General features: G+C 66.6%; 24 protein-coding genes. 21 read left to right on the top strand and 3 right to left on the bottom strand.

Annotated features, from left to right (window positions below; translation table 11 throughout):
* Positions 1 to 60: 60 nt before the first annotated feature.
* The 4 genes from Q4610_RS17730 (at position 61) to Q4610_RS17715 (ending at position 2,858) form a co-directional block, all read left to right on the top strand.
* Complete coding sequence (locus Q4610_RS17730) at positions 61 to 1,038, top strand: DUF2493 domain-containing protein (protein ID WP_304537274.1); 978 nt, start codon at positions 61 to 63, stop codon at positions 1,036 to 1,038.
* 219 nt (positions 1,039 to 1,257) lie between these two features.
* Positions 1,258 to 1,500 carry a hypothetical protein gene (locus Q4610_RS17725; protein ID WP_304537273.1) on the top strand — a complete coding sequence of 81 codons (243 nt, stop codon included), beginning with the start codon at positions 1,258 to 1,260 and terminating at the stop codon, positions 1,498 to 1,500.
* Positions 1,501 to 1,656: 156 nt separating this feature from the next.
* Positions 1,657 to 2,235, top strand: coding sequence for a hypothetical protein (locus tag Q4610_RS17720; RefSeq protein ID WP_304537272.1), 579 nt, complete (start codon positions 1,657 to 1,659; stop codon positions 2,233 to 2,235).
* A gap of 398 nt (positions 2,236 to 2,633) precedes the next feature.
* A complete protein-coding gene (locus tag Q4610_RS17715; RefSeq protein ID WP_304537271.1) occupies positions 2,634 to 2,858 on the top strand; it encodes a hypothetical protein in 225 nt (74 codons plus the stop codon).
* A 114-nt stretch (positions 2,859 to 2,972) separates the two neighbouring features.
* Here the strand turns inward: Q4610_RS17715 and Q4610_RS17710 are convergent, their stop codons facing one another.
* Entirely contained in the window at positions 2,973 to 3,209 is a 237-nt protein-coding gene (locus Q4610_RS17710; RefSeq protein ID WP_260591676.1) for a hypothetical protein, read from the bottom strand.
* Positions 3,210 to 3,858: 649 nt separating this feature from the next.
* On the opposite strand from Q4610_RS17710, the gene Q4610_RS17705 reads away from it, so the two are divergent.
* From Q4610_RS17705 to Q4610_RS17630, 16 genes are all read left to right on the top strand, one after another.
* Positions 3,859 to 4,149, top strand: coding sequence for a hypothetical protein (locus Q4610_RS17705; protein WP_336622876.1), 291 nt, complete (start codon positions 3,859 to 3,861; stop codon positions 4,147 to 4,149).
* On the top strand, positions 4,139 to 6,442 hold the full coding sequence (locus tag Q4610_RS17700; protein WP_304537270.1) for a type IV secretion system DNA-binding domain-containing protein: 2,304 nt from the start codon (positions 4,139 to 4,141) through the stop codon (positions 6,440 to 6,442). The genes Q4610_RS17705 and Q4610_RS17700 overlap by 11 nt, the downstream gene beginning before the upstream one ends.
* A gap of 115 nt (positions 6,443 to 6,557) precedes the next feature.
* A complete protein-coding gene (locus Q4610_RS17695) occupies positions 6,558 to 6,986 on the top strand; it encodes a hypothetical protein (RefSeq protein ID WP_304537269.1) in 429 nt (142 codons plus the stop codon).
* A complete protein-coding gene (gene mobF / locus Q4610_RS17690) occupies positions 6,986 to 10,036 on the top strand; it encodes a MobF family relaxase (RefSeq protein WP_304537268.1) in 3,051 nt (1,016 codons plus the stop codon). The genes Q4610_RS17695 and mobF overlap by 1 nt, the downstream gene beginning before the upstream one ends.
* 40 nt (positions 10,037 to 10,076) lie before the next feature.
* Positions 10,077 to 10,277 (top strand): hypothetical protein, encoded by a 201-nt coding sequence (locus Q4610_RS17685; RefSeq protein ID WP_126849458.1) that lies wholly within the window; start codon positions 10,077 to 10,079, stop codon positions 10,275 to 10,277.
* 59 nt (positions 10,278 to 10,336) lie between these two features.
* Positions 10,337 to 10,810 (top strand): hypothetical protein, encoded by a 474-nt coding sequence (locus Q4610_RS17680; protein ID WP_304537267.1) that lies wholly within the window; start codon positions 10,337 to 10,339, stop codon positions 10,808 to 10,810.
* The gene (locus Q4610_RS17675; RefSeq protein WP_304537266.1) at positions 10,807 to 11,346 is read left to right on the top strand and encodes a DUF2726 domain-containing protein; all 540 of its coding nucleotides are present in this window, start codon (positions 10,807 to 10,809) and stop codon (positions 11,344 to 11,346) included. Before Q4610_RS17680 ends, Q4610_RS17675 begins: the two co-directional genes overlap by 4 nt.
* A complete protein-coding gene (locus Q4610_RS17670) occupies positions 11,339 to 11,656 on the top strand; it encodes a hypothetical protein (RefSeq protein WP_304537265.1) in 318 nt (105 codons plus the stop codon). Before Q4610_RS17675 ends, Q4610_RS17670 begins: the two co-directional genes overlap by 8 nt.
* On the top strand, positions 11,653 to 12,462 hold the full coding sequence (locus tag Q4610_RS17665; RefSeq protein WP_304537264.1) for a nuclease-related domain-containing protein: 810 nt from the start codon (positions 11,653 to 11,655) through the stop codon (positions 12,460 to 12,462). The genes Q4610_RS17670 and Q4610_RS17665 overlap by 4 nt, the downstream gene beginning before the upstream one ends.
* On the top strand, positions 12,449 to 13,075 hold the full coding sequence (locus tag Q4610_RS17660) for a hypothetical protein (RefSeq protein WP_304537263.1): 627 nt from the start codon (positions 12,449 to 12,451) through the stop codon (positions 13,073 to 13,075). The genes Q4610_RS17665 and Q4610_RS17660 overlap by 14 nt, the downstream gene beginning before the upstream one ends.
* A gap of 185 nt (positions 13,076 to 13,260) precedes the next feature.
* On the top strand, positions 13,261 to 13,605 hold the full coding sequence (locus tag Q4610_RS17655) for a hypothetical protein (protein WP_304537262.1): 345 nt from the start codon (positions 13,261 to 13,263) through the stop codon (positions 13,603 to 13,605).
* A 19-nt stretch (positions 13,606 to 13,624) separates the two neighbouring features.
* Complete coding sequence (locus Q4610_RS17650; RefSeq protein ID WP_304537261.1) at positions 13,625 to 14,428, top strand: CsgG/HfaB family protein; 804 nt, start codon at positions 13,625 to 13,627, stop codon at positions 14,426 to 14,428.
* 11 nt (positions 14,429 to 14,439) lie between these two features.
* Positions 14,440 to 14,844 carry a DUF805 domain-containing protein gene (locus Q4610_RS17645; RefSeq protein ID WP_304537260.1) on the top strand — a complete coding sequence of 135 codons (405 nt, stop codon included), beginning with the start codon at positions 14,440 to 14,442 and terminating at the stop codon, positions 14,842 to 14,844.
* A 12-nt stretch (positions 14,845 to 14,856) separates the two neighbouring features.
* On the top strand, positions 14,857 to 15,120 hold the full coding sequence (locus Q4610_RS17640) for a hypothetical protein (RefSeq protein WP_304537259.1): 264 nt from the start codon (positions 14,857 to 14,859) through the stop codon (positions 15,118 to 15,120).
* Positions 15,120 to 15,332, top strand: coding sequence for a DUF5818 domain-containing protein (locus Q4610_RS17635; RefSeq protein WP_304537258.1), 213 nt, complete (start codon positions 15,120 to 15,122; stop codon positions 15,330 to 15,332). Before Q4610_RS17640 ends, Q4610_RS17635 begins: the two co-directional genes overlap by 1 nt.
* A 113-nt stretch (positions 15,333 to 15,445) precedes the next feature.
* On the top strand, positions 15,446 to 15,784 hold the full coding sequence (locus tag Q4610_RS17630; protein WP_304537257.1) for a hypothetical protein: 339 nt from the start codon (positions 15,446 to 15,448) through the stop codon (positions 15,782 to 15,784).
* Positions 15,785 to 15,810: 26 nt separating this feature from the next.
* Here Q4610_RS17630 and Q4610_RS17625 read toward each other — a convergent pair whose 3' ends face one another.
* The gene (locus Q4610_RS17625) at positions 15,811 to 16,224 is read right to left on the bottom strand and encodes a hypothetical protein (RefSeq protein ID WP_304537256.1); all 414 of its coding nucleotides are present in this window, start codon (positions 16,222 to 16,224) and stop codon (positions 15,811 to 15,813) included.
* A gap of 58 nt (positions 16,225 to 16,282) precedes the next feature.
* On the opposite strand from Q4610_RS17625, the gene Q4610_RS17620 reads away from it, so the two are divergent.
* The gene (locus tag Q4610_RS17620) at positions 16,283 to 16,960 is read left to right on the top strand and encodes an SOS response-associated peptidase (protein WP_304537255.1); all 678 of its coding nucleotides are present in this window, start codon (positions 16,283 to 16,285) and stop codon (positions 16,958 to 16,960) included.
* On the opposite strand, the gene Q4610_RS17615 is transcribed toward Q4610_RS17620, so the two are convergent.
* Complete coding sequence (locus Q4610_RS17615; protein ID WP_304537254.1) at positions 16,941 to 18,035, bottom strand: ATP-dependent DNA ligase; 1,095 nt, start codon at positions 18,033 to 18,035, stop codon at positions 16,941 to 16,943. The genes Q4610_RS17620 and Q4610_RS17615 overlap by 20 nt on opposite strands.
* Between the last annotated feature and the right edge of the window lie 13 nt (positions 18,036 to 18,048).

Raw genomic sequence — 18,048 nt, 5'->3', positions numbered from 1 at the left:
ACCGAATGCCGGGGGAGGAGCCTCATCAAGAAGATGAGAACATCAACCTTGGAGGCTCAAATGACCACTTTCACGAACTTCGCCGATCTCGCCAGCTTCGTTGCCGACGAGCGCCGCAACGACACCCTCACGCAGACCTACGAGGGTGCTTTCATCGAACACAGCGAGATGGCCAAGCTCAGCGTCGTCGACGCGCCGGAGCAGCTGGACATGCCCGATCCCGAGCAGGTCCGGGCCGCTACCGAGATGATGATGGCGACGATGTTCGACGTGCTGCGCGACACTCGAATGGAGCCCTTCGCGGCAGACCTCGCGTGGGGCTTCGCGAACAGCTTCCACGTCGTTGCGAAGCGCATCGAGGGACGCGAGGACGACGCGGCGAACAAGCTGCGGGAACTCGCCCGCGCCTTCGACCCCAGCGAGATCTACGCGACCGAGCTGGAGGACACCCAGACGCTCTGCCAGACGCTGCAGGGTTGCCGGGAAGCGATGGAGTGCATGCGCGACCACGCCGCCGAGGTGTACCGCGTCGAAACCGGCAAGCCCTTCTCGCCGGTGCGCGGCAGCCGGGTCTCGAGCGGCCTGACCGCCTCGATGATCGACGCGCGGGATTACCTCGCCGCACGCAGCCGGGAACGCCGGGAGCAGTTCGCGCCCGAGGGTCCGGTGGTTGCCTTCTCCGGAGGCCAGAAGGACTGGAACGACGCCGACCTGCTCTACAAGGGTCTCGACAAGATCAAGACGCGCATCCCGGAGATGATCCTGGCGACCACCGCGCAGTCCAAGGGTGCCGACGCCATCGCGCACGCCTGGGCCGCATCGCGGGGCGTGAAGGTCATCAAGTTCATGCTGGACCGCAGCGCCGGGAACAAGGCAGCCTTCATCCGCAACGAGCGCATCCTCGGGCTGAAGCCGGTCGAAGCCGTCGTCTGCGAGGGCACGGGCATCCAGGCCAACCTCGCGCAGAAGCTGCGTCAGGCCGGGGTGCCGCTGCACGTCGTCCGTCTCGCGCATCAGACCACCGCCAAGCGCGCCTGAGCGCTTCGGGAGAGGCGTCGGCTTCGGCCGGCGTCTCTCCTTCCTTTTCTGTCGTGCCAATGCGGCGCTCCGGGGCATCGAGCCCCATCGCGCCGCGTGGGACTGAGCTGCCGCTCGCATTCCAGATCGCCCGCCTCGCTCGCGTCGCAACAGGCCTTCGCCTGTCGCTCGCTACGCATCGCCGGCGACCCTTATTTCACCGATCGGAGGTCCGCCGCCATGACGATCCAGACCGTCCACCAGTCCCTGTCGTTCGACACCATCATCACAAATCACCCGCACCGCCTCAGCGCCGAAGCGCACATGATCAAGGTGCTGCGCGAATACGGCGACTGGCCGCAGGACGCCGCCGTCGATGCGGCTCGTGCGGGCAAGCCCGCCCTTGTCCGCGACGACGGCGACAGCGAGACCATCGAGATCCGCGACGACGCCCCGGACGAACCGACGAACCAGCGCCGCTGACCCGCCGACGGGCGTGCTCGCTCGCGTCGCGGCAACCCCCATCGGGGTTGCCAGCTCGCTACGCCTCGCACGCCCGCCGGCACCCACGCAGAGCGACGTCTCGGGACAGCAAAGGAGAGGGGGATCGAGGGATGTGTCGAACCAAAGGAGGTCGAGATGTCCATCGTGTTTCGTATTGCCACTGCCGCCGATGATCGTGACGGTCCGACCGCCACCATCAATGCCCGCCAGCTCGCCGCCTTCCGCTCCTTGCTTCGCTCGGAGGTCGGACGTGATGGACGGTCGCATCGCGACCGGACCATCCGGCCGGCTGCGGTAGAAGGAGACGCGCCGGTTTCGGAACTGCGCCTCGTCGAGGACGGCGATCACATCCGTCGCGAAGTCGAAGACGCGCGCCATGCTGGCGAGAGCCAGCGGGCAGACGCGGGCCTCGAAGCTGTAGGCGAGAGGCCGCTCCTCGTCATCGTCGGGATCGATCAGCGCGAGGCCGAGCCGGCTTCCCTCGGCGTCGAAATGGACCTCGCTACCGGCAACGCCTACGCCCTGCTGGAGAGCCTCGGGCTGCGACCCGACAGCGTCGGCGAAATGCCCGTGGACGAGCTACGCAAGCGGTTCGAAAACCCCGCTGTCCGACGCCGGATGCGGGAGCAGAATGTCGACCATTACGCCGACCGCCTGGCGCGCCTGATCGCAACCGCGGACACGGATGACAGCTCGCGGTTCGAGTGGGCCTGAGCCTCCCTCTCTCGACACCGCGGAAGGGGCGCTGCGCCTGACGGCGTGGCGCCCCTTTTTCATGCCAGCGGGGCTTGAGCCTCGAGGCCGTCGACCAGCCCGGCTCGCTCGCTTTCGCACGGCCCCTACGGGCCGCACGGCGCTACGCATCGGCCGGGCCGGAGAGGAAAATATCTCTCACTGACGTCCAATTCTGTCAGGCGTCCGAGACCGCCTCAAGGATCGACGGTCCCCCCAATTTTGCCGCGGCCGCCGCTCCGCTGCGCTCCACGGCAACCACGACAAAATCGGCACCCCCGTCGCCCGCTTCGCGGCCGCCGGCGATGCCGGCGGTCCTTGACCCGATCTCGGACGCCCGACGCCCGCTCCGCTGTCACTCAAGATAGCAGGAGGCTCCCATGCAGATCATCTCGACTTTCATCGCCAACGAGCAGACCGCCTATCTCGCCGCGGTCGCCTGCGCGGAGCGCCGCGCCCTCCACAGCTTCTTCGACCAGCATGTCATCGAGGACGACATCGACGGGTTCATCGCCATTGACGAAGGGGACTACGACGCCCTCCCGATGGGGATCATCGACCGCGTGGTTCACACGGTCCCGGGCGGCATGTCCGACGAGTTCTGAACGACAGGGAGGGGCGGCGACGCCTCTCCCTTTTTTTGCTGTCGAGCCACACGGGCATGAGGGGCATCGAGCCCCCCATGCCCGTGCCGCGACTGACGTCGCGGCGGACCGGCGTCACGCCGCGAGCCGCTTCTCGACTTCCTCAATTCCGAGCGACTTGATCCGCCCGGCCAGAGCCTCGAGACGCCTGCTCTCCAGCTTCAACAATCCGGTCTTCTCGACCGACTTGATCGCCTCGTCCCGAGCCCGTTTGACGAGCTGCGCCTTCTTGCTCGCAAGACGCCGCTCCTCCTCCCGGAGGGACTCCATTTCCTCTTCAATTGTACGCGCCATGATGGCCTCGCTGTTCATAGCTGATCGGGCTGCGAACCATGCCGTTGTAGCGGTTCGGGAGCTGGATCGGAAGAAGGCGATTGCGGGCGGCTCGGCGGTCCCTCCGGGTCCGCCGATCGGGCTCTACTCGCGGGCCTATGGCCCGCTCACGAAGCCGCCGCTTTGCGCCGTCTTCGCCCTCCGGGTAACGATCCCTGCCGTGCCGATCCCGTCGCTTGGGCTCCGGGCTTGATGAGCGCGCTTGGTCTGGCGACCAGGCGCGCCGGACGGGATCACTCCGTCCCTGTAACCGCGGCCGGAATCACGGCCGAGACCCTTCCGCCCACAGGGCGGACGATGCCCAGCCGGACCCCGGAACGACCCCCATGAATGGACGACCGACACGGCCCAGGACCAACTGATCAGTCCTAGATAGAATGCACACCCTACGCACGCGAGCGTGCAGTTTTCCTTGCGTTTGCAATGGGTTGTCGGGATCGGGGAGCGTCTGACAACGTCTGACGCATCGGCGCGGGGTGGGTAGTCGAATGATTACAACGGCTTAGGCGTCTGACAGCGTCTGACGGCTCCCAGCGTGTAGCGATTTTCTTTGCGACCGTCCATGCGATCCGGTATAGGTCGTGTCGCTTTCTTAAGTCCCCACCAGCCTCCCTGCTAGGAGGTTGGTTTGTCAGACACCAAACGTCGTTTCATGGTCCGCTTCGAGCAGGGCCTGTTCGACCGCATCGAAACCCTCGCTGACAAGCGAAACTGCAAGCCCTCGGACGTGATCCGAGCGGCCGTCGTCGCCTACCTGGCCGACTCCGCACTCGACGCCACCAGTCACCGCCGGCTCGCCCGGATCAGCGAGTTTCTTCAGCTCGCCGTCGACGTCATGATCAGCGAGCAATATCCCGAGTATCGCGAGCGGATCATCGCCAACACGGACAAGCGCCTGGAGCAGTACCATGGCGCGTAGCGACATCCGCACCGACGGGCGGGCGATCCCCCTCCATCACCATTCGGCCAGGGGCAAGGTCCACCGCAACGCGGGCAACTTCACCCGCGGCAGCCAGCTGCTCACCCACGAACTTCTCATGTGGTTCTCGGGCGCGAAAATGCCCGTCGTCCTGTGGTTCTTCGCCTTTGCCGCAGCATGGTTCATCATCATGTCGCTGAAGCTGGACGAGCACGGCTTCCAGCTCATCTGCATGAAGCTCTACGCGATGCTCTGGGACTGGGTCGGCTTCGACCCAACCAAGAAGGTCAACGTCACCCTGCCGACCGGCGAAATCCGCCACACCATCATGGCGGTCGTGCAGGAGATTCCCGACGTCCAACGGGCGTGGAGCGTGGCGATGCGCGGGCTCTTCGGAGCCTTCCTGGTCAGCATCTTCCTGACCATCCCGCTCACGATCTGGTTCGTCGATATTTCGCGCCGCCGGGGCAAGTCGATCCTGCAGGAGCGGCACGAACGCGGAGCCATGCTGGTCGAGCGCGACGTGCTCCTCGCCGAGGTGTCCCAGCACAACTACGCCGCCTTCGAGAAGGAGGCCCGCGAGTGCTTCCCCGACGTGTCACCCAAGCGGGTGCTGCAACTCCCGTTCGCCGAGCGGAAGGCCGCCGGAATCCACCATCCCTACACGCTGGCCGGCATCCCGTTTCCGCATCGGATGGAGCAGTCCCATACAATGCTGATCGGCACCACCGGCTCGGGTAAAACCACCGAGCTGCGGGCGCTGGTCAAGCAGATGCGCGAGCGCCAGGACAGCGCCGTGATCTTCGATCTGACGGGCGCCTACGTCGAGGCGTTCTTCGACCCGAAACGCGACACGATCCTGAACCCGATGGACCGCCGCTGCCCGGCCTGGTCGATCTTCGCCGATTGCCAGACGCACAGCGAGTTCACCGCCGCCGCCGCTGCCCTGATCCCGTCTGACGGCGGCTCCTCCGAACCCTTCTGGGCACTCGCCGCCCGCACCCTCTTCATCGAGATGTGCGTCAAGCTGATCGAGAAGGGGGAGACCACCAATCTCGCGCTCTCCGAACACCTGATGACCGCCGATCTGAAGCGCGTCCACCGCTACCTCCAGAACACCATCGCCGACCCTCTGACGGCTCCAGAAGCGGCCCGGATGGCGGAGTCGATCCGGGCCGTATTCAACACCAACGCACAGGTCCTCCGCTTCCTACCCGACGAGGGTCCGCGCTTCTCCATCCGTGAATGGATCACCGGCGAAAAGAAGCCCGGCTCGATCCTGTTCATCACGTCGAATTACGTCGACCTGCCGATGAACCGGGCACTCCTGACGCTCTGGATGGACCTCGCCATCAACCGGCTGATGACCATGCCCCGGACCCGCTCACTGCGGACCTGGTTCATGTTCGACGAGCTCGGCGCGCTGCACCGCCTGCCCGCGATCGAGAACGGCCTCCAGACCGCTCGCGCCTTCGGCGGCGCGATGATCCTCGGCATCCATAGCTTCGAGAAGCTGGTCGAGGTTTACGGCGAGCAGGGCGCCCGCAATCTCGCCTCGCTCGCCCGCTCCAAGCTCATCCTCGCGACCGCCGATCTCGACACCGCCGAGCAGTGCGCCCGCTACATCGGCAACCGCGAAGTGCGGCAGATGGATGAAGCCTACAGCTACGGCTACAACAACACCCGCGACGCCTCGACGCTGACCCCGCGCAAGCAGGTCGAACCGCTCGTGATCGCCGACGACATCACGAACCTGCCGTCGATGAACGGCTTCGTGAAGTTCCCCGACGGCTTCCCCGCTGCCCGCATCAAGCTCGTCTGGAAAGACTATCCTCAGATCGCCGAGGGCTTCCTCGCGCGCCCCGACATGGCCCCGGTTCGATCTAAGCGCGGAGAAGGGGTGTTCGACGAGGAGGAGGGGCAAGAAGCCGGCGGACGGGACGGCTCGCTGCAGGTGATCGAGGAGGCCGCCGATCCCAACATCGCGAAGGACATGGCTGCCCGCATCCTGACCTCGGAAGTCGAGGAGGAGAAGGAGGGCACGGTCGCCCGCACCCGCGACAACAACAGCGATCGCAACGAGAGCGACACCCCGCGCGAGCATGCCGCCGACAAGGCGCAGGCTGCCCGGCCCGGCCCCGAACAGGAGACCGCTCAATCCCGCGATCGTGACGATCGGCGCGACGGCCGCAGCCACCAGACCGCGCCCCAGGTCGAGGATCAGACCATCGTCGAGCTGCGGCAGGATTTCTCCGCCGGTCGCGACGACGGCGACATGGGCATGGGGATCTAGCCGGTGCTGCTCCTTCCCCCGATCCGTCGCGTCGGCCTCGCTCCCGTTTCCGCTTCGGGCAGCCCCCATCCGGTCGGGTGCAACGCGCCCATCAGCGCGCTGGAGGGGCGGTCCGATGATCGCTGACGCGAGCCATCTCGGGGTCGCTGCCATGATCGCCGGGTCGCACGGTGCCGCCGTCGGCTTCTTCGCCTTCATGCGGATCAGCCAGCGCGTCCCGTGGGTCCGGCCGGCAGTGATGTTCGGGCCTCTGATCGTGCCGGCGATCGTCGCCGTGGCCATCTGGACCATGGCACTGGGCCGGGCGGGGCCGATCGTACCCTTGGCCTTCGCGCTCAAGCTGGTCGCGGCCTGGTCGGCATCGTGCGGTGCCTATGTCGCGACCGCCTGCCTCGTCCGGGTCGCCAGCCGTTTCGAGCGGCTCCGGCTCGGCCGGATGTGGGCGACGATGCTCGCCGCGCGCGCGGCAGGTCGTGGCCATCGCCGGACGGGCGATGATGACGGATCCCCGCACCGCCTGTCGTTCTCGCCGGGAGCCGACTGATGCTCTCCGTTGCTTCCGTCCGATCCGCGTCCGGTGCCGCCGGCTACTTCGCGAAGGACGACTATTACACCGCCGAGGGAAGCTCCGAGATCAGCGCCTGGGGCGGCGACGGCGCGTCGGACCTTGGCCTCTCCGGCGAGGTGACGAAGGATGCCTTTGAGAGCATCCTCAACGGTGTGCTGCCGAGCGGCGAGGGGATCGCCCAGGTCGAGAACCGGCGATCGGGCGTCGACCTCACCTTCTCCGCGCCGAAGTCGGTTTCGGTGCTCGCCTACGTCACCGGCGACAAGCGCATCCTCGGCGAGAACGGTGCGAACATGAAGGCCGTCGCGCGCGCGATGGCTTGGGTCGAGAAGAACCTTTCGGAAGGCCGGAAGGACATAGAGGGACGCAAGGTGCCGATCCAGACCGGCAATCTCGTCTATGCCCTGTTCCAGCACGACACGAGCCGCGCGCTCGACCCTCAGGCGCACGTTCACGCGGTCATCGCCAACCTGACCAAGATGCCGGACGGCAAGTGGCAGGCACTCCACGCCGACAAGATCTGGAGCAACAACTCCGTGATCGGCTCCATCTACCACGCATTCCTGCGCGAGGAGATGGAGAAGCTCGGCTACCAGGTGGAGCTCAAGGGCAAGCACGGCACCTTCGAGATTGCCGGCGTTCCCAAGGCGGTGCTGGAGGCGTTCAGCCAGCGGCGCGAGGCGATCCTTGAGAAGGCGGCCGAATTGGGGATTACATCCCATAAGGGTCGCGACGGCGTCACGACGAACACGCGCGACCCGAAACTGAACGTCGAGGATCGCGAGGGCCTGCAACGCGACTGGATCGAGAAGGCCGCGGCTCTCGGCTTCGATGGGAAGGCGCTGCTCGACGCCGCACAGTCCCGCTCCGATCAGCGCACGCCCGACAGGGCCGTCGAGCGGGGCTATCGCGCCGTCACCGACGCAGTGACGAGCGCATGGGAGAAGCTGGGCAGCGTGTTGCGGCCGCGCGACCCGCTGGTCGACCGCGGCCTTGGCCGCATCACCCAGTCGCCCGCGGAGGCGCGCGCGCAACTGGCGGTCGCCTCGGCCGTCCGGATGCTGTCGGAGCGGGAGGCGGCGTTCAGCACCACCATGCTCGGCAAGACCGCGCTCGACCTTGGGCTTAAGGGCGTCACGATCGACCATGTCGAGCGTCGCGTCGAACAGCTGGTCGAGCGCGGCCGGTTGATCGCCGGGCAGACGCGAGAGAACGACACCCGTCCGCGCATGGTGACGACGCAGGAGGCGCTCAGGACCGAGGAGAGCATCCTTAAGGCGGTCGAGCAGGGGAAGGGCCAGTCCACCCCCATGATCGCCGCCAGCGAGGCTCCTGAACGGTTACAGGCCACCGCCGATCGCGAACTCAACGCCGGCCAGCTCGCGGCCGCGACGCTGATCGTGTCGTCCGAGGACCGGACCGTCGTGGTGCAGGGCATCGCGGGCGCCGGCAAATCGACCATGCTGCAGGCCGTCGCGCGCGTCGCGGAAACCGAGGGGCGCACCGTCACCGGACTCGCCTTCCAGAACAAGATGGTTGCGGACCTGGCCGAGGGTGCGGGGATCAAGTCGCAGACGATCGCCTCCTTCATCATGGCCAACGAGCGCCACGTCACCAACCGCGACACCGACGCCTACGACCAGGCGCGCGCCACCTTCGCGGGCCAGATGCTCATCGTCGATGAGACCTCGATGGTGTCGAGCGACGACATGCTGAAGCTGCACCAGATCTCGGCCGCGCTCGGCGTCGAGAAGCTCGTCCTCGTCGGCGACCGGCAGCAGCTCTCCTCGATCGACGCCGGCAAGTCCTTCGCCCTGATCCAGGCGGGTGGCGGGACGATGGCGCGGATGGACGAAAACATCCGCCAGCGCACCGACCAGCTGCGCACCGTCGCCGCGCTCGCCAACGTCGGGGAGGCCGGCAAGGCAATGAAGGTGCTGGGCGACAACGTGGTCGAGCACCAGAGCCCGGCCCATCACGCGGCCGATATGTGGCTGGGGCTCTCGCCGGAAGAACGGGAGGCGACCGCCGTGTTCGCCTCGGGGCGTGCTTCGCGCGCGATCATCAACCAGCGCATCCAGGACGGTCTCGCAGGCGAGGGCAGCGTGCGAGGGAAGGGCATCCACCTCACCGTCTATGAGCGCGTCAACACGACGCGCGAGGAGCTGCGCTACGCCTCGACCTACCAGCCCGGGCAGACGCTCGAGGTGGGCAGGGGAGGCGGGCAGGACGTCGGCCTCGTCGCCGGTCGCTACGACGTCGACAAGGTCCACCCCAATGGCAAGGTCGACCTCAAACTTGGCAACAAGCGCATCCGGTTCGACCCGCAGAAGCTGTCGCCGACCGAGAAGCGAGACCGCCTGCAGCTCAGCGAAAAGAAGGATCTCCACCTTCGCGAGGGCGACCGCATCCGCTGGACCGCCACCGACAAGGACCGCAACCTCCACAGTTCGGCGCTCGCGCGCGTGCTCACGATCGATGCGAACGGCGTCACCGTCGAGACGGCGGGCAAGGAGCGCCTGACGCTCGATCTCGGCGACCCGATGCTGTCGCGCCTCGACCTTGCCTACTCGCTCAACATGCACATGGCGCAGGGCATCACGACCGACAAGGCGATCACCGTCATGTCGAGCCAGGAGCGCAACCTCTCCAACCAGCGCCTGTTCAACGTCGGCGTCACCCGTGTCCGCGACGAGCTGACGATGGTGGTCGACGACAAGGAGAAGCTGGAGCGCCAGCTCGACCACAACGCCGGCAACAAGACCTCCGCGCTGGAGACGATCGGCCGCCTCGACGTCGATCGCGAGCGCACCCCCGGCCCCGGCCCGCGCGAGAAGTTTGACCCCGGCCCGATCGACCTCAAGGACCTGCCGCCGCTGCCCGGCGACCCACCGGCGCCCGCGGACGGCAACGGCAAGCCGCCGCTGCCCAAGGTCGATGACCTGAAATCACCGCCCGACCTCAAGCCCGACCGCGGCGACGTCCTGCCGCCGCTGCCGGAACGCAGCCTGGGGCTCGACCTGTGACGACCGACCGGCCGGACCGCCGGATGATGGAGACGACGACATGAGTGGATGGGATTTCGACGACGTCGGCAAGTTCGGAAGCGAGAAGGCCGCCGAGGACTTCGCCAAGCGCAACGGTGTGGACCCGCGGGACATCCGCACGCGCGACAAGGGGGACGGGATCGAGCTGGAGATCCGGCGCTCCAACCTGGACCGCCGCGGGCTGAAGGACAGCGGCGAGGGCCGTCGGGACGGTTGGTGACGGGCAGGCCGGCGCGGTTCGGGTCCGCCGGCCGCGCCGTCCGATCGAGGGACATGAGCATGCACACGGAGAGCTCAATCGACTGGCGGCAGCGCGCCGCCATGCTGCGCCTTCAAGCCGAAGATCTCGGCGGGCTGGCGATCGCGCTCGCCGAGCAGGGCCGCTACCGAGCAGAGGATCCCGTCTATCGGGTGTCGCTGGCTCTGCGCGACCTCTGCAACCGGCGTGAGGCCGCGGCAGCCGAGCTTCTCGCCATGGGAGAGGCGACCGAGCGCGCGGCCCGGGACCGCGAGTATGAGGAGGACCGCGCGCGCCGCCGCCAGAGAGAGCGGCGCTTCTGGCGGACGCTGGGTCTCGGCGCGACCGGCCTCGCTACCTTTGTCGCCTTCACGACCCTTCTCGGGCCGGATTCGTCCCGCCGCGATCATCCGATCACCACCGCGGACATGATCCCGCAGCGCGAGTGGATGGCGGTGTCGACGCCTGCCGACACGTCCTCGCCGGCCGCGACCAGCGGAGATCGCAACCCATGAGCCAGATCACCGGCTCCCCCGTGGCGCTCCTCGTCTTCATCGTCTGCGCGCTCGCGCTACTGACCTTGCTGAAGAACACGCTCGGGCTCGGTGGACCGCCCGCGCCGGTCGCGAAGCGGTTCCTCACCGACCGCGAACTGGCGATGCTGGTCGCGATCGAGCGCATCCTGCCCGCGCACCGGGTCCATGCCCAAGTCGCGATGGGCGCGCTCCTGCAGGTTCCACGACGTATCGGACGCAAGGTCTCGCACGCCGACCGCAACAGCTTCTCCCAAAAGATCGTCGACTTCGTCGTGCAGGACCGGACGAGCGGCGCGATCGTCGCCCTGATCGAGGTGGACGACTATTCGCACAACGCGGTCCGCGACGCGAAGCGCGACGCGATGACCGCCCGGGCGGGCTACACCACGATCCGCATCCCCGGCCGGACGAAGCCCACCCTGTCGAACGTCCGGCAGGCGCTCGCTCCGCTGCTCCACCCTGAAGGATCACCTGGCGCGGTCGCCATAGCCGAACGGCAGGCCAGTCATGCTTGAGGCCCAGCTGCTCTCGGCGATCTACGCGACCGTGCTGCTCTACCTGGCCGGCAATCTCGCCGGGCCGGCCTGGATGCGGCGCTCGGGCACGGCACCGCTTCCCGCGGCCCTCCGATCGGGCGTCCGGATCGCCACCGCAATCGGCCTCGCCGGACTCGCGTGGGTTGGGCTCACGGACACGTCGCCGGCAATCGGATGGCGCGAGTGCGCCGCGTGGATGGCCCTCCTGGTCGAGACGCTCGTGTTTCTGAAGATCGCGATGCACCGCGATCAGGGGCTCTATGCTGTCACCGGAGCGACCGCCCGATGATTATCAAGAGGTCCACCAAAGCGGACGAGCTGGCTTTCCTCGAGGAAGTCATAGCGGACGAGGATTTCACCTCGCTGCCGGCCACAACGCAGAGCCGTCTCAGGAAGCACCGGCGCGGCCTTTGGGGTGAGCGTGCGACAGCGCACATGATCGACCGGCATCTTCTGACCTCCGACAACACGGCCGTCATCCACGATCTCCGTATTGCCGATCAGGGAGGCAGCTTCGCTCAATTTGACCACCTGCTGCTCAATCGTTGGGCCAAGCGCGCGACGATCGTCGAGGTAAAGAACTACGCAGGCCGCCTTTCCAAGAACGACCATGGCGAATGGATGGTCTGGTACACCGGGCAGCGGCGCCCCCGCGACATTCCGAACCCGGTGGAGCAAGCCCGTCGGCAGGCGGAAGTGCTCAGACGCTGGTTGATACGGAACGCGCTCGACAAGGTGTTCCCCCGCGTCGACGTGTTCGTTTCGGTGCCGCCCGAGTGCAGCATAGACCGCTCGAAGGTCGGGACTGACGAACCACTCGTCAAATCCGACAACCTTATCTCCCGCTGGCTTGAAACGTCCGGGCTTTCCGAACTCGACGTGATGTTCTCGATCGGCGTGATCAGCTCCTCTGATCTCCGCGCCTACGCTCAGAAGCTCGCGCGCGCACACGTTGCCGGTCCGGACATCTACGATGTGCTGAACATCCGGCCACAGGGCGAGGCTTCGGTTCAAGGCCCGGAACACCCAAGCGTGAATGTTCCCGACACGACAACGATCTTGGCGACACAGGAGGCCGTCGATGGGTCTCGATGACCGCGACTACATGCGTGACCGTTACCGACGCAGACAGGGCTTGCCGCCGATAGGGCGTTCGCCTCGGTCGGCGAGCGCCAGCAAGGCAGTCTCCGAGTTGGGCTCAGGGCTGGTTCGGTTTCTGCTGATCGGCGGCTTGGCGGTCCTCACGCCGCTGGTTCTGGTGAAAGTCTATACTGGCGCTCTAACAGCCCAGTTCCAGTCGATGATCCCGGTTCCGTTCCCAAAATCGGGCAGCGTCTACGTTACCAAGGCGGTTGACCTACAGAGACGACAGGGGCTCCTTCGATTAAAGGCAGACGGCTTCTCATCCAACGGCTACTTCATCCTTTTCCACGAGATTGAAGCCGGTAAGGATGTTCTTGGCTTCTACCTGCGCGGCGGTGACAACATCGCCGTCCCCATGCCGGTTGGCGAATACCGAGTGCGTATCGCGAGCGGCAATACCGGCTTCTGGCGAGGCATTGAACACCTCTTCGGCTCGACGAACGCTCGCGAATTGCTGGCCCTCATCCGCGTGACGACAGCAACAGATCGCGCCGTCGATTTGGAAGGGTCGCCGGGACGCGCGATCGAGTTGAAGCATAACAGCAACGCCGGGTTCTTCGAGTGAGCACGGTGCAAAAACACCGACTTCGCGGGGCGTCGCCTCGCCGACCGGATCGCCCGATGGGGGACAGTAGCCTGCCCGGCGACGAGCTCGACGGCCACCTTCGGCCCTCGGGAATGGTGGTTATCCCACCGCGGCCACTGCCGACCGGCAGCGGCCCCTTCAGAGCAGAAAAAGGAACGAGTACCATGATGCTACCACGTTTTGCCGCGTTGGGGGCAATCGCCCTTGCCGTGGGCATGCCCGCGGTCGCGAGCGCCAAACCCGCCAGCCCCGTTCTCCTCGCAATGGCGAGCTTTGCCGGCGAGAAGGCCGGGGAAGATGCCGCCGCCAAGGTCAGCCTCAAGAAGGCGCACTGGAAGGAGCACGCCGGCGCCCATGCAAAGGGCGACTGCAAGGATTGCCCCGAATGTGCCGACTGCGCTGACTGCGCCGATTGCAAGGACTGCGATGAGGCGAAGAAGGTCGCCGAGGCGGAGGAGCGTGCCGGCATCTGCGACCCGGCCAAGCATGCGGCCAAGAAGCGTGCCTAACCGGGCTATTCTCCTCGCCGTGACGGCCGCTCTCGCGGCCGTCACTCCCTCAACCGCTTTCGCGCAGAAGCTGGGGAAGGGCGGCACCGGCGTCGACGAGACGTCCGAACTGCCGCGCTGCGCTCAGCCGCTTGGCACGGTCGCGCTGGTCGAGGATCGCAGCGTCGCCGGCGTCGAGGATCAGCTTCCTCCCGGCATGCGCGCGCTCGTGCAGCTCGCCGAACGGCAGAACGGCGGGTCCACCGCCAAGGTCGATCCCTTGCCCCTCCTGAAGCTCCTGACGGCCCGTTCGGGCTGTTTCGAGGTGGTCGAGCGTGGTGGCGCGTTCGACGCCCTGCAGCGTGAACGCCAGCTCGCAGCCGGCGGCTCGGTCGCCAATGGTGCCGCCCTCAACGGGGCCACGCTACGCGCGGCCGATTACCTCCTTACCGCCCAGGTCCTCTACTCGGACAGCAATGCCCGTGGTGGGGGTGGCGGGGTGGGCGGCACGTTCGGTTCGGCCGTCGGGCTCAAGACCAAGACGCTCGAGAGCCAGACCATGCTCACGCTCGTCAACGTGAAAACGGGCGTCCAGACGGCCGTTGCTACGGGCGCAGCGCGCAAGCGCGACGTCACGGTGGTAGGCGGCGGCCTTCTCCTGAGCCTCGGGGTCGGGGCTCTTGGGGGTGCCTACACGTCGACGGACATCGGCAAGATCACCTCGCTTGCCCTGCTCGACAGCTTCAGGAAGCTCACCGTGGACGCGCAGACAAGGATCTCTCCGCCCGTCGGCACGACTCCTCCGGCCGTCAGCCCGCCGCTCGCGTCAGGGACGCCCAGGTAAAGGAGAGGGGGATGGATGTTGGCGAGGTCTTGTTCGCCTATAGGGGCAGGGTGGGGCGGTTGCCATTCGTGGCGACGATCGCCGCCAGCTGGGTGCTGCTGTTCGCGAGCCGGTACGACATCCGCTTCGTCCACTTCCTCGCCGGGCTATCTCAACCCGCCTTGCTCGGTTCCATGGCGATGGCCGCCTGGATCGCGTCCGCGGTGATGGTGAAGCGGCTCCACGACGTCGGATGGTCAGGCCTCAACATGATCTGGATCGCGCTCCTGGCCCTTCTCGGCGACCCGCTCGACACGAGCGCTCCGCTCCTGATGGGTACGGCTGCGGTCTCGATCTTCGCCCAGCTATGGCTCTGCATCGAGCCTGGCACCCGCCGAGCCAACCGCTTCGGCAACGCGGCCCCGCTAGGTGGCTGATCGGAGCACATCATGGACCAGTGCGATCTCTTCGGCGAACCGCTGCCCGCTCCCGAACCGGAGCCGGTGGTCGAGCTGCCCCTACCTCCACTCGCCGCACCCTGCGCGTTCCGCAATCGATCGAACAAGCCCTGCCAGCGGCTCGCGCGCGATCCGATCAGGCTCGATGGCAAGAAGCTGCGCTCACACGGGCGGCTTCTGCTCCACTGCCCGATCGCGTGCTTCAATGGCGCGGCGGCCGAGGAGATCGAAATCCTTGCGGAGGCGGCGGAGTGATGGCCGCAGGTCCAACACGGCTCGCCGGCGTTGTCGAGATGACACCGCGCGGCCCGATGCTCCTCGAGCCTGACGGGATGCGCTGGCGCCTCACAGGCGATATGCCATTGGGCCACCTGATCGGGAGCGCGGTGACGGTCGAGGGGACGATCAGCGGCGCGGCGATTGCGGCCTATTACCTCGCCCCGCGAACGGAGACACCACCATGCTGAGCCCAGCCACCGCGTTCCCGTATCGTCGGCCAGGGTGCCCCTACTGCGGACACACGATCGACCACTGGCCGAAGGAAGCTCACGTCCAGAGCTGCCGGCTCTGTCTCCGCCCCATGATCCTTCTGCGCTGGCCGACCGACTGGAACGGCCCAAAGCGGCTGCGCGGCCTGCTCGACGTAGGTTTCGCCCTCTACGGGCTCCTCACGATCGCACTGGTCGCTGCCTTCATCGTCACCGGCCTGACGCCGCACGCCTTCGCCAAGGGGTTCTCGGTCCTGCTGTTCATCATCGGCAGTGTTCTCGCGGCCGACGGCGTGCTCGGCCTCCGGACGGGTATGGACCGGACGGGCAAGCAGCTCCGTTCCGGTCGACCAGCGCGCGTTCTCGCTGGAGGCAAACTCGTCGCCGGCTCGGCCGCCATCGTCCTGCTATGTATCGGGCTTGCTCTCTAAGGATGCCAAGAGGCTAACGTTCACCCTCATCCGCCGAGCTTCGCCGCATCCTCCATAACGCTGTCCGGCTCGCCAAACCGATAGGCAGCCAATTCCTCTCGGTCGGTCTTGCTCAGAGGACTCTTGCTGTAGGTGCCTTTGGCCCAGCTATCGGTGCCGGTGTGCCGCTCGCCCAGGCGGAGCATCTCGTCATGCGGAGCGACATACCAGACACCACGATCGGGGAACGCCACCCAGATATTTCTCCCGATATACTTCCGGTCGATGGTCCATCGACCCTTGAGCTGCACGAGCCTGGTGTCGCCGGTCGCCTCGTTGAGGAGGATAAGATCGATGCCGTTGTCGTACACCGGCAGATAGGCGTTGTAGCCTTGATTGAGCGCCACGGTGACGAGCGCGTTGCGGTTCACCACCTCGACGGCGTCACTGGTCAGCTTCATCGTTCTCCCTACCGCTGATCGCCTGACAGTCCCGCCCGAACGTGGCAGAACCTCGCGCATGTGCAACCGCTACCGCATCTCCGCGAAACAGGCCGCCGTCATGCGCGCGTGCGGATTCGAGCCGCCCTATGCGCCCGACGAGGTGTTCCCGCCAGCGCGCGAGATCTTCCCGACCGGCAAGAAGACGGCCAGATATGGCCCGATCGTGCGCCGGAGCGCGGCTGGCAACCGGCCCCTAGAGATGGTGCTGCTCGAATGGGGCTTTCCGACCAAGGTGCCGAGCAAGCGCAACCCGGAAATTAAGCTCGACAAGTACGTCACGAACGCGCGGAACCTCGCCTCATCCATGTGGAAGCCATCCATCGCAAGCGCTGAGCGCCGCTGCATCGTGCCGTTCACCTGGTTCGCCGAGCCGCATCCTGAAGGTGGCACCGGCGATGATGGCAAGCCGCGGCAGATGTGGTTCGCCCTTCCGGATCAGCCGATCGGCTTCTTCGCCGGCCTGTGGCGCCCGACCGAGCGGGGCGAGGCCTATGCCTTCGCCACGACGAACCCCAACGAGTTCGTGAAACCGTGGCATCCGAAAGCGATGCCGGTGATCCTACGGCCCTGCGACCTGCTGCAATGGCTCGACGGCAGCGCGGCCGACGCTCTCGCGCTCGTCCAGCCCTATGCCGGCGAGATGATCCGCCAGATCGAGACGCCGCCCGACGATCTCATCGAGATAGACGCCTGACGCCGGCCAGCTCCGTCACGTCGACCACGGTCGCATGCCGTACCTTCTCACTGCCCTTCAAGTGGCGCACGCGAACGCGCATCCTCGGCTCGATCCAACGCGCGCACTTTGAGCGCGGCATGCCGGCGGGTGGTCGATCACGCTGCAGCTGCTCGGCCGCGGCGTAGAACAGCTCGCGGCGATCGGCGGGCAGGGTGATGGCGGCGCCACCCGCATATTCGAGACCGTCCTCCGTTTCACGCGCCAGGAGGGCTGAGACCGGCTCCCCCGGCGTCGCCTCGGTGCCCACCACCAGGTACTCGGCTTCGGTCCAAGCCTTGATCTTCAACCACCTCTTTGCCCGACCGCTCGCGTAGCGGGTGCCGCGCTTCTTCGACACAATGCCCTCGAGCCCCATGGCATCAACAGCGTCGAAGAACTGTACGCCACCCCCGCGCACGGCGGCACTGAAATGGATGGGGTTCGCCGGATCGAACCCACCCAGCAGCTCCTCGAGGCGCTCACGCCGCTGCTCGACAGCGAGCGGGCGCAGGTCTCGCCCATCGAAATGCAACAAATCGAAGGCCATGAACACGAGGCGCTCGGGGCTGCGGCCGATCGCGGTTCGGAGCGCGGCGAAATCCGAGCGCCCTGCCTCGTCCTGAACAATGACCTCGCCGTCGATGATCGCCCGCCGGCACCCCAGCAACTCGGCCGCGCCTAGCAGCGGCGCATATTTGGCGCTCCAGTCGTGGCCGTTACGCGTGAACGCACGCCGGGCTGCGCCATCGATCACGATCTGGGTCCGGTAGCCGTCGTACTTCACCTCATGCAGCCAGTCGTCGCCGACAGGAGGCACGTCGACGAGCGTCGGCAACATCGGCTCGATAAAGCCGAGGGGATGCACGCCCAGCGATCCGTGTGGGATCGGCTCGTGCCCGGGCTGATCATGGTGGAGCACGTCGCCCAGGTCGCGGCAATCGATCTGACCGCATGCCGGACAGTTCATGAAGTGCATCGCCTCCGGCAGGTCCGGCGCGACCGCTGGAAGGGCGTTAAGCTCTTCCCGGCTCGGAGAGGGATTGAAGCGCTTCACCTGACGGAATCGC

The organism is Sphingobium cyanobacteriorum, assembly GCF_030580935.1.
GTDB classification, from domain to species: Bacteria; Pseudomonadota; Alphaproteobacteria; order Sphingomonadales; family Sphingomonadaceae; genus Sphingobium; species Sphingobium cyanobacteriorum.
This window is presented reverse-complemented; position numbering and strand designations above follow the sequence as displayed.

Excerpts from the sequence above, each read along its gene's own strand:
- Q4610_RS17730 (WP_304537274.1), top strand. The coding sequence starts at position 61 with ATGACCACTTTCACGAACTTCGCCGATCTCGCCAGCTTCGTTGCCGAC.
- Q4610_RS17725 (WP_304537273.1), top strand. The coding sequence starts at position 1,258 with ATGACGATCCAGACCGTCCACCAGTCCCTGTCGTTCGACACCATCATC.
- Q4610_RS17720 (WP_304537272.1), top strand. The coding sequence starts at position 1,657 with ATGTCCATCGTGTTTCGTATTGCCACTGCCGCCGATGATCGTGACGGT.
- Q4610_RS17715 (WP_304537271.1), top strand. The coding sequence starts at position 2,634 with ATGCAGATCATCTCGACTTTCATCGCCAACGAGCAGACCGCCTATCTC.
- Q4610_RS17710 (WP_260591676.1), bottom strand. The coding sequence starts at position 3,209 with ATGAACAGCGAGGCCATCATGGCGCGTACAATTGAAGAGGAAATGGAG.
- Q4610_RS17700 (WP_304537270.1), top strand. The coding sequence starts at position 4,139 with ATGGCGCGTAGCGACATCCGCACCGACGGGCGGGCGATCCCCCTCCAT.
- Q4610_RS17695 (WP_304537269.1), top strand. The coding sequence starts at position 6,558 with ATGATCGCTGACGCGAGCCATCTCGGGGTCGCTGCCATGATCGCCGGG.
- mobF (WP_304537268.1), top strand. The coding sequence starts at position 6,986 with ATGCTCTCCGTTGCTTCCGTCCGATCCGCGTCCGGTGCCGCCGGCTAC.
- Q4610_RS17685 (WP_126849458.1), top strand. The coding sequence starts at position 10,077 with ATGAGTGGATGGGATTTCGACGACGTCGGCAAGTTCGGAAGCGAGAAG.
- Q4610_RS17680 (WP_304537267.1), top strand. The coding sequence starts at position 10,337 with ATGCACACGGAGAGCTCAATCGACTGGCGGCAGCGCGCCGCCATGCTG.
- Q4610_RS17675 (WP_304537266.1), top strand. The coding sequence starts at position 10,807 with ATGAGCCAGATCACCGGCTCCCCCGTGGCGCTCCTCGTCTTCATCGTC.
- Q4610_RS17670 (WP_304537265.1), top strand. The coding sequence starts at position 11,339 with ATGCTTGAGGCCCAGCTGCTCTCGGCGATCTACGCGACCGTGCTGCTC.
- Q4610_RS17665 (WP_304537264.1), top strand. The coding sequence starts at position 11,653 with ATGATTATCAAGAGGTCCACCAAAGCGGACGAGCTGGCTTTCCTCGAG.
- Q4610_RS17660 (WP_304537263.1), top strand. The coding sequence starts at position 12,449 with ATGGGTCTCGATGACCGCGACTACATGCGTGACCGTTACCGACGCAGA.
- Q4610_RS17655 (WP_304537262.1), top strand. The coding sequence starts at position 13,261 with ATGATGCTACCACGTTTTGCCGCGTTGGGGGCAATCGCCCTTGCCGTG.
- Q4610_RS17645 (WP_304537260.1), top strand. The coding sequence starts at position 14,440 with ATGGATGTTGGCGAGGTCTTGTTCGCCTATAGGGGCAGGGTGGGGCGG.
- Q4610_RS17640 (WP_304537259.1), top strand. The coding sequence starts at position 14,857 with ATGGACCAGTGCGATCTCTTCGGCGAACCGCTGCCCGCTCCCGAACCG.
- Q4610_RS17635 (WP_304537258.1), top strand. The coding sequence starts at position 15,120 with ATGGCCGCAGGTCCAACACGGCTCGCCGGCGTTGTCGAGATGACACCG.
- Q4610_RS17630 (WP_304537257.1), top strand. The coding sequence starts at position 15,446 with ATGATCCTTCTGCGCTGGCCGACCGACTGGAACGGCCCAAAGCGGCTG.
- Q4610_RS17625 (WP_304537256.1), bottom strand. The coding sequence starts at position 16,224 with ATGAAGCTGACCAGTGACGCCGTCGAGGTGGTGAACCGCAACGCGCTC.
- Q4610_RS17620 (WP_304537255.1), top strand. The coding sequence starts at position 16,283 with ATGTGCAACCGCTACCGCATCTCCGCGAAACAGGCCGCCGTCATGCGC.